Raw genomic sequence first — 5321 nt, forward strand, 5'->3', positions numbered from 1 at the left:
AATTTACAAGGTGCACACCGCTCTCAGCGGCGGGAGTTTATTTTACCATCTCGTTTCGCCCTTGTCAAGCACTTTTTTCAAGTTTTTCAAAACTTTTTTCAGCGCTTTTTCAAGAGGAAACCGTCCGGTTCGCTCCCCGGCCGCCCTCGCGGACGACCTGTTTATATTACCACCGCTTCCTCGCTTTGTCAAGCACTTTTTTCAAATCTTTTTCGATTTGTTTTCGCGCTCAACTCGCTTCAGAAGGGAGTTTTCCGCCGCCCTCGCGGACAGCTTACGTAGGATACCACACCCTCCCTCCCTTGTCAAGCACTTTTTTCCTCTTTTTCGCGTTTTTTCTGCCGGGCTTCCCTGCCGCTCCGCTATCCTCCCGCTCCCACCCAGGCCGCCGGACTGTGATTCCTTTGGGTTTCAGGCCTCTCACACCTTGCCGCGGCTGGTTTTCCATTGACTTTACCGTCCGGATTCGCTATCATAAACTATATTCTATATAAGGAGATACAGAAAACGCCATGACCTTAGACCAGTTCAAAGCTGCCCGCAGCGTGCTGCAGGGCGTGATCCGCACCACCAACCTGATCCATTCCCCTGCCCTGTCTAAGAGCTGTGGAAACCAGGTCTATCTGAAACCGGAAAACATGCAGGTCACAGGGGCCTACAAGATCCGCGGGGCCTATTATAAGATCAGTACCCTCTCTGACGACGAGAAGAGCCGGGGGCTCATTACCGCCTCGGCCGGCAACCACGCCCAGGGACTGGCCTATGCCGCCCAGGCCGCCGGCGTCCCCGCCACCATCGTCATGCCCACCACAACTCCCCTGGTCAAGGTCAACAACACCAAGGATTACGGCGCCAACGTCATCCTTCACGGGGAGGTCTTCGACGAGGCGGCGGAAAAGGCCACCCAGCTGGCCCAGGAGGAGGGCCTCACCTATGTCCCCCCTTTCAATGACTTGCAGGTAGCCACCGGCCAGGGTACCATCGCCTATGAGATCTTCCAGGACCTTCCTGATGTGGACGTGATCCTGGTCCCCATCGGCGGGGGCGGGCTGGCCGCCGGCGTGTCCACCCTGGCCAAGCTGCTCAACCCCAATGTCACCGTCATTGGCGTGGAGCCCGAGGGGGCCGCCTCCATGAAGGCCAGTCTGGAGGCGGGTCACGTGGTCACTCTCCCCACCGCCAACACCATCGCCGACGGCGTAGCGGTGAAAACTCCCGGCGATCTGGTCTTCCCCTATGTACAGAAAAATGTGGACCACATCATCACCATCCCCGACGCGGAGCTGGTGGAGGCCTTCCTGGATGTGATGGAGAAGCACAAGATGGTGGTGGAGAACTCCGGCCTGCTCACGGTCGCCGCTCTGAAGCACCTGGATTTTCAGGGGAAAAATGTGGTGTCCGTTCTCTCCGGCGGCAATATGGATGTGATCACCATGGCCTCTCTGGTCCAGCACGGGCTCATTATCCGGGGGCGGATCTTTACCTTCTCCGTCCTGCTGCCCGACCGTCCCGGCGAGCTGATGCGGGTATCCGCGCTGCTGGCCCAGCACAACGGCAATATCATCAAGCTGGAACACAACCAGTTTGTCAATATCAACCGCCAGAACGGGGTGGAATTGAAGGTCACCCTGGAGGCCTTCGGCCAGGACCACAAGCAGGAGATCCTGAACAGCCTGCGCAGCGAGGGGTACAGCGTCCACGAGGTCAAGACCGCCGATTTCTACAACTGACCCCCAATCAAACTCCCGCCGCCCGCCGGAGGGATGAATCTCTCCGGCGGACGGCTATCTGAAAAGCGGCAGGCTCCCGGACCAAGCCGGGCGGACAGTGGGGCCGTGGGCGCGGCCTGGAGCGCGCCCGAGGTCCGGAGCACACAGTTCCAGGAGGCGGCGCGCCGCCCCCTGCCTCCGCCCCATATCCTATGCGCCGCCCTGCCCCGCCGTCCCTCTGGGAGCTGTCTGTTCCCGCCGGACATAACGCCTGGAAAGCGAGGACCTTATCATGATCAAAATTTCTCCCTCCATCCTCTCGGCCGATTTCTGTAACTTAGAGCGGGATATCCAGCGGGTATCCTCCGCCGACTACCTCCATGTAGATGTGATGGACGGCGCGTTTGTCCCCAACATCACCATCGGCGTCCCGGTGCTCAAGTCCATCCGGAAGCACACGGACATGTTTCTGGACGTCCACCTGATGATCGAAAAGCCGGTGCGCTACATCGAGGCCTTCGCCCAGGCGGGGGCCGACCTGCTCTCGGTCCACCTGGAGGCAGACCACCCCACCCAGATTGCCCAGGCCCTGAAACTGATGGGGCAGTGCGGGGTGAAAAAGGCGGTGGCTCTGCGCCCCATCACCAAGGCGGAGGCCATCCTCCCCTATCTGGAGGAGCTGGACCTGGTGCTGGTGATGACGGTGGAACCCGGCTTCGGCGGACAGGCCTTTATGGAGACCCAGCTGGACACCATCCGCCAGGTGCGCGCCCTCATTGAGAAGTACAACCCCGCCTGCGAGCTGGAGGTGGACGGAGGCATCGCCCCCAAGACCGCCCCCCTGGTGGTGGAAGCCGGGGCCAACGTGCTGGTGGCCGGCTCCGCCGTGTACGGTGCGGCGGACATCCCCGCCGCCATCCAGGCCCTGCGGGTGTGAGGGGAAGGAGCACCTGCCATGCTGGAGTATAAAATTCTCACCGCCCACAGCCCGGAACAGGCGGAACAGGTCATGAACGACATGGCCCGGGCCGGGTGGCGGACCGTCAGCTTCACACCCGACCCGTTCAGCTTCCCCGCCGGTTTCCCAGTCGGCGCCAGTTACGCCATTGTTTTGGAACGTGAAGCCTGAGCTTTATAATAATTGCTTTATTTTATGATTCCGGAGGTCCTACCCCATGCAGTATTTTCCCCCCGCGCTGGAAACCTTAGTGGAGCAGTTTGCCAAGCTGCCGGGCGTGGGCGTCAAATCCGCCCAGCGCCTGGCCTTTTATGTGCTGTCCATGTCGGAGGAGGACGCCAACGCCTTCGCCCAAGCCATTCTCAGCGCCAAAACAGCCATCCACTGCTGCCCCGTCTGTCAGAATCTCACAGAGGGGGACGGTCCCTGCTCCATCTGCTCCAGCCCCCGGCGGGACTCCTCTACCATCTGCGTGGTGGCCGATCCCAAGGACGTGGTGGCCATGGAGCGGTCCCGGGAGTACCAGGGCCTCTACCATGTGCTCCACGGGGTGATCTCCCCCATGAACCACGTGGGGCCCGACGACCTGCACATCAAGTCTCTGGTGGAGCGGGTGGCCGCCGGCGGTATCCAGGAGGTCATCATGGCCACCAACCCGGACACCGAGGGGGAGGCCACCGCCATGTATCTCTCCCGGCTCCTGAGACCCTTCCAGGTCAAGGTCACCCGGCTGGCCTACGGCATCCCGGTGGGCAGCCACCTGGAGTACGCCGACGACGCCACCCTCATGCGGGCGCTGGAGGGGCGGAGAGAAATCTGACATCTGGAGCCGCCCGCCATGCGGAACCGCCGGATATATGAAATCTGTTTCGCCGTGTTCCCCATTGAATGTATATGACTTGGCGTGCAGCCTGTTTTTCTGCCTCTTTCGGTTTTCCTGACGCACAGCCACCGCTGTGCCAACTGCCGTATTTTCGTCTGAGGCCCCCGATAATGGCCGCTCCTCTGACACCGGCCCCCAATTATGTCCAGTTCCCTATCAGAACCGGAGCGCTGGCGCTCGCTGTCTGAGAAATTGCCCGCCGCCGTCATCGGAAGCGCACTCGGGCCTGCTGCAATCACCTCTCCCAATGCCCGCAGCCAGAAAGAGTCAAAACAGGCCGTTTAGCATCCAGAGATATTAAGAAAGGGCCCTGGCGTGCCGCGCCAGGGCCCTTTCCGTGAGAAAAGAGAAGAAAGAGAATGTGATCAAACAAAAAGCGCCGCTGTTCTTTGGAACAGCAGCGCCTTTGCTTATCCTGAAGTTTACTCCTCTCTCTCCAATCTGTCAAGCCCCACCGCACCAGTTCAGCAGGTCTGCTTGAAATTCTCACCGCCCCACTTTGGTGGAGTGCGTCATCCGTATGTGCCGTAAGGGGGCTTCTTTGTCGTCCCTGTTGTCGGAACCTCCAAAGATCCATCGCGCCGCGGCTTTCAGAAATACAGATCTATGGGAGGGCGTAGGACCAAGAAACCCGGCCGGACGCTCCAGGCGCGAAACCGGCGGCAAAAGCTGCGCCTAGGCCATGTTTGAAAAATGTCAATATGCCCAAACGGCGGTTCTTTTTCCGCCATACTGCGTTGATTTTCCTCGCAGTACACAAAGTATTGCCGCGTCAAATCGCCTTGTCTGGCGAAAAAATTCCTCGCCGTTGGACACATTTCCAATTTTCAAACAAGGCCTAGTGTTGCTTTGCAAATAAACCGCGAAAAATTTTCATACAATCTGCAAAAAAGAAATGGCACTTAAAAGGGTTTTAATAAACCTATTAAGTGCCATTTCTTTTGCCCAGATTAGTTCTGGTTCTTTTTGCGGTTTCCGTGTTCCTCCAGAATTAGGTCTCTGCCAGTTCTGCGTTGTTGGTTCGGTATGTATTCCAGCAGGTCAGAAATGTTGCAATCCAAGACCTCGCAAATCCTGTCCAGCTGATCGAAAGACACCCGCTCCGCCATCTCATTATATAAATCTCCGATGGTGGAAGGGCGAATTCCGGTCAGCCGGGCAAGTTTTGCACGTGTCCATCTGCGCTCTCCGAGGATTCGAGATAAGTGATTTTTTATCATCAAAAATCAAGCCAAAATCTGATTATCCCTTGAAAACACTGTATCCACGGGCATTTCAGACAGGTCAAAACCATCTCATTTACTACGATTTTACTACTGTTGAGTGAGCCTTGACACGCTGAAAGACCACGAAATGCCAAGATACGGATACAGCACCCGTCAATCGGGGCCTCCGCCCCGTGACCATATAACTGAATACAGACCGGCCATCTGCCGGGGCAACGCCATGGGTAACACAAAGGAGGCGGCACATATGCGCAAAACACTGGAAGAGCTGTTCTACGGAAACCTCACCACAAACGAACAGCAGATTACCCCGGACTCTCCGCTGCAGCAGGCCATGGACCAGGCGGAGGAATACGAGGAGAAGCTCTCCGCTCTGCTGGAAGGAGAGGAGAAAACCATGCTCCTGCGGCTCCTCAATGCAGAGAATGAGATCGGCAGCACCCTGGCCCTGGAGAACTTCATCCTGGGGTTCCGGTTGGGGATGCGCCTGGCCATTGAATCCCTGGACGAGGACGACGGCAGTCTGTCCGCCCTCCCAGAAGGGC

At 58.1% G+C, this 5321-nt stretch carries 7 protein-coding genes; 6 read left to right on the top strand and 1 reads right to left on the bottom strand.

Annotated elements, in window-relative coordinates; all coding sequences use genetic code 11:
- The 5 genes from B5F19_RS17785 to recR all read left to right on the top strand — a co-directional run.
- Nucleotides 1-282, top strand: a 282-nt coding sequence (locus tag B5F19_RS17785) for a hypothetical protein (RefSeq protein ID WP_204248357.1), incomplete at its 5' end; no start/stop codon positions are given.
- 230 nt (nucleotides 283-512) lie between these two features.
- Complete coding sequence (gene ilvA / locus B5F19_RS16320; RefSeq protein WP_087292692.1) at nucleotides 513-1730, top strand: threonine ammonia-lyase; 1218 nt, start codon at nucleotides 513-515, stop codon at nucleotides 1728-1730.
- A gap of 271 nt (nucleotides 1731-2001) precedes the next feature.
- The gene (gene rpe, locus B5F19_RS16325; RefSeq protein ID WP_087292695.1) at nucleotides 2002-2646 is read left to right on the top strand and encodes a ribulose-phosphate 3-epimerase; all 645 of its coding nucleotides are present in this window, start codon (nucleotides 2002-2004) and stop codon (nucleotides 2644-2646) included.
- Between the two features lie 18 nt (nucleotides 2647-2664).
- Entirely contained in the window at nucleotides 2665-2838 is a 174-nt protein-coding gene (locus tag B5F19_RS17345; RefSeq protein ID WP_140394273.1) for a DUF4177 domain-containing protein, read from the top strand.
- A gap of 46 nt (nucleotides 2839-2884) precedes the next feature.
- Nucleotides 2885-3487: a recombination mediator RecR gene (gene recR / locus B5F19_RS16330; RefSeq protein ID WP_087292698.1), complete on the top strand. Its 603-nt coding sequence runs from the start codon at nucleotides 2885-2887 to the stop codon at nucleotides 3485-3487.
- A gap of 1013 nt (nucleotides 3488-4500) precedes the next feature.
- Here recR and B5F19_RS16335 read toward each other — a convergent pair.
- Nucleotides 4501-4770: a helix-turn-helix transcriptional regulator gene (locus B5F19_RS16335; RefSeq protein ID WP_087292701.1), complete on the bottom strand. Its 270-nt coding sequence runs from the start codon at nucleotides 4768-4770 to the stop codon at nucleotides 4501-4503.
- 253 nt (nucleotides 4771-5023) lie between these two features.
- Between B5F19_RS16335 and B5F19_RS16340 the strand changes: the two genes are divergently transcribed.
- The coding region (locus B5F19_RS16340) for a DUF6809 family protein (protein ID WP_087292704.1) at nucleotides 5024-5321 on the top strand (298 nt) is incomplete at its 3' end.

This window comes from Pseudoflavonifractor sp. An184, from assembly GCF_002160305.1.
GTDB classification, from domain to species: domain Bacteria; phylum Bacillota; class Clostridia; order Oscillospirales; family Oscillospiraceae; genus Lawsonibacter; species Lawsonibacter pullicola.

What these genes read in the sequence shown, in the direction of transcription:
- B5F19_RS16335 (WP_087292701.1), bottom strand. Translation starts at nt 4,770, where the DNA reads ATGATAAAAAATCACTTATCTCGAATCCTCGGAGAGCGCAGATGGACA.
- recR (WP_087292698.1), top strand. Translation starts at nt 2,885, where the DNA reads ATGCAGTATTTTCCCCCCGCGCTGGAAACCTTAGTGGAGCAGTTTGCC.
- B5F19_RS17345 (WP_140394273.1), top strand. Translation starts at nt 2,665, where the DNA reads ATGCTGGAGTATAAAATTCTCACCGCCCACAGCCCGGAACAGGCGGAA.
- ilvA (WP_087292692.1), top strand. Translation starts at nt 513, where the DNA reads ATGACCTTAGACCAGTTCAAAGCTGCCCGCAGCGTGCTGCAGGGCGTG.
- rpe (WP_087292695.1), top strand. Translation starts at nt 2,002, where the DNA reads ATGATCAAAATTTCTCCCTCCATCCTCTCGGCCGATTTCTGTAACTTA.